We start from the raw sequence: 3,421 nt of genomic DNA on the forward strand, positions 1-3,421 counted from the left end.
CCGGCATGAGTAAGTATAGCTAACAGGTATAGCAGACATCCTTACAACAGTTGCTACAAAGGTATAGCCACTACCAGGTGCACTACTTGGCGCTCCACTGTTCGAGCGTTCAGCGAGTTTGGAGCGTCCTTGATTCTTTTGCTTACTTTTCTCATCAAGGAGAAAAGTAAGGCCCCACCGGCAGGTGAAGCTATATAACAATATCAGGTTAAGGTACGGATAAGAACCTGTCGCGACATCTTCTATCATCCACAACAAGACGTTGGACGACAAAAGAGGGATATTATTGATTATGAATTTATTATCTTCAAAAACATGAACAAATTATCAGTAGAGCAGCTACGGACTGCGTTTCCAGCCCTACGGGTGACCGAACAAAAAAAGCCCTACATCTTCTTTGACGGGCCCGGCGGCACGCAGATGGCGCAGCAGGCAGTTAATGCCATGCTGGCCTATATCACGGGCGGGATGGCCAACCTGCACGGCGCTTTCCCGACCAGCGTCAGCACGGACAACCTGCTCCTGGAGGGCAGAAAAGCCGTGGCGGACCTGCTGAACTGCTCCCCGAGGGAGGTGGCCTTCGGACAGAACATGACCTCGCTGGCCTTCTCCATCGCCCGAAGCCTGGGTTCGTATATTACGGCAGCAGATGAGGTGGTGGTGACGGAACTGGACCACCGCGCCAATGTGGATCCCTGGGTGACGCTGGCCAAAGACAAGGGCGCCAAGGTGAAGTTCATACCTGTTGTTCCGGGTACCTATACCTTGGAGCTGGATAATCTCGACGAGCTGATCACGGAGAACACAAAGCTGGTAGCAGTTGGCATGTCGTCCAACGTGACGGGCACGGTGTCGGATATCGGCAGGATCATTGCCCGGGCAAAAGCGGTGAATGCGATCGTAATACTGGACGCCGTACATGCAGCTCCGCACCTTTCCATTGATTTTAAGCAGCTTGGTTGCGATGTACTGTTCTGCTCCTCGTACAAATTTTTTGGACCGCACCTGGGTATAGCCGTTATCACGGCTTCGCTGTTTGAAAAGCTGACCGTCTACAAACTGGTACCTGCTCCGCAGGAAATACCCGACAAGCTGGAAACCGGCACCCAGAACCACGAAGCCATTGCGGGCCTGATCGGGGCGATCACCTTCCTGGAAAGTTTAGGAGAAGGCGCTACGCGGAGGGAGCGGCTACAGTCAGGGATGCAACGCATAGAGGCTTATGAGGAGGAGCTGACGGATCGGATCGAAAGCTTTTTGAAGAGACTCCCGCAGGTGCGCTTGTACCGGGCTCCGGCAGGCACCCGTAAGACCCCGACTTTCGCCTTTACGATAGACAACATAAAAGCCCGCGAGGTCACCAGTTGGTTTGCCGAGCACTACAACATGTGCATTGCCGACGGCCACTTCTACGCCTCCACCCTGGCCGAAAAGCTGGGCGTCAACCCGATGGGCGGCTGGATCAGGATCGGGCTGGCGCCTTACAATACACTGGAAGAAGTAGCACTGTTTGAGCAGGGCCTGCAGGAGTTTATTAATGCAAAGGTCAAGGTATAGCCGAGTGGTTTAAGGGAGGTCAAGAACGGCTTTGACACAGACACGCGCAGGACCTTCGGACGCTGCGAGGTCACCGGAGTTGCGGCTGCTACGAATGAGAACGCAATGACCAGCACTGTTCAGCACTGTTAGCAGCTCCTGCATGTGTCTGACATCTACTTTGCCTGGTAAGAGCTCTCGTTTATACCCAGTTTGTTTTTGGAATGCAGCTCCACCGGGAATCCCCATAAATAGCGGATGTGCTCCAGGGTTTCTTTAGCGCTTTTAGCGTCCAGCTTGCGGTCCTTCTGGATGTAGTGGGTCAGGTATAGCTTGCTCGTCTTGTGCAGGTCTACCTTCGTTACCTGGATGTTGGGCACATAGGCAGAGCGGTCATACTGCTGGCTCAGTTGCTCCCGTATTTTCTTATAGCCCCGCTCATTGTGGATGGCACCTATCTCATATTTATCGTCGAGCTCATTGTCCACGATGGTGAATAGCTTCATATCACGAATGACCTTCGGAGACAGGTATTGCAGGATGAAACTATCGTCCCGGAAGTTCTCCATCACATAATGTACCTGCTCCAGCCAGTCCTTGCCGATGAGGTCCGGGAACCAGGCCCTGTCTTCTTTGGTAGGTTCCTGGCAGATTCGCTTGATGTCCATGAAAATATTGAAGCCCAGGGTGTAGGGATTCAGGCCGGAGTAAAACTTGCTGTTGTATTCCGGCTGGTACAGCACGCCACTGTGGCTCTTGAGAAACTCCAGCATAAAGCCGTCGTTCACATAGCCTTCCTCAAACAGCTGGTTGATGATGTGGTAGTGCGTAAAAGTGGCAAAGCCCTCGTTCATCACCTTGGTAGCTCCCTGCGGATAAAAGTATTGCGCTACCTTCCGCACGATCCGGATAATTTCACGTTTCCAGTCGGGCATGGCCGGTGCATACTTTTCAATGAAGTACAGCACGTTCTCTTCCGGCTCTTTCGGAAACTTTTGCTCTTCCCCTAGAGCCACTTCCGGTATGGCAGACAACCTGGGCAGGGTTTTCCAGATCTCGTTGTAGTTTTCCCTTTTGACGGACGTCAGTTTCTTCAGTCGCTCATTCTCCTCTTGGGCCGTCAGCTTGCTGGGCTTTTTATACTTGTCTACGCCATGGTGCATCAGTGCATGCGCTGCATCCAATACCCGCTCTACTTCTTCCTCGCCATATTCCTCTTCGCACTTCAAAATAAAGTCCCGTGCAAAAACCATGTAATCGACGATAGAATCAGCAGAGGTCCAGTCCAGGAACATGTAGTTGTTGGCAAAAAAAGCATTGTGGCCCTGGCAGGCATGCGCGATAACGAGCAGCATCATGCAGGTAGAGTTATTCTCCATGTTGTAGCTGATGCAGGGATTGGAATTGATGACCAGCTCATAGGAAAGCCCCATGCGGCCCTTGGTATAGTTGTTCTGGTTGAGCACGAAATCTTTGCCAAACTTCCAATGCGGGTAAGAAGTAGGCAGACCGGTCAGGGCATAGGCATCGAGCATCTGCTCGGAAGTGACAATCTCGATCTGGTTGGGGTAGGTCTTCAGCTTCAGGGACTCCTTCCCTATCCTGCTGATCACCTCATCCGCCGCCTGCAGCGTTTCATCATCCCAGTTCGGATTACAAAACATCACCTTATATTTATCTTTGTCTGTCATGGCGAAAATTATTTTTTGGACGCAAGCAATTTTTTGGACACAAGTATCAAGACTTAAGACACAAGGCTTTTTTGCTCAGCCGACTGGTCCAACTGCCCCTCCTTGTCTAAGGAAGGGAGCCTGCTATTACTATTTGCAAGCTTCTTGTTTCATAGCTGCTGAGGAGACACCCCTCTGACTCCCCTCAAGGGGAG

2 protein-coding genes are annotated in these 3,421 nt (G+C 51.7%); one reads left to right on the forward strand and one right to left on the reverse strand.

The window, feature by feature from the left end:
• Positions 1–315 precede the first annotated feature (315 nt).
• Positions 316–1,557: a cysteine desulfurase-like protein gene (locus OB13_RS19955; protein WP_461491943.1), complete on the forward strand. Its 1,242-nt coding sequence runs from the start codon at positions 316–318 to the stop codon at positions 1,555–1,557.
• Positions 1,558–1,712: 155 nt separating this feature from the next.
• Here the strand turns inward: OB13_RS19955 and OB13_RS19960 are convergent, their stop codons facing one another.
• Positions 1,713–3,227: a SpoVR family protein gene (locus OB13_RS19960; protein WP_461491944.1), complete on the reverse strand. Its 1,515-nt coding sequence runs from the start codon at positions 3,225–3,227 to the stop codon at positions 1,713–1,715.
• Between the last annotated feature and the right edge of the window lie 194 nt (positions 3,228–3,421).

The organism is Pontibacter sp. HJ8, from assembly GCF_054824225.1.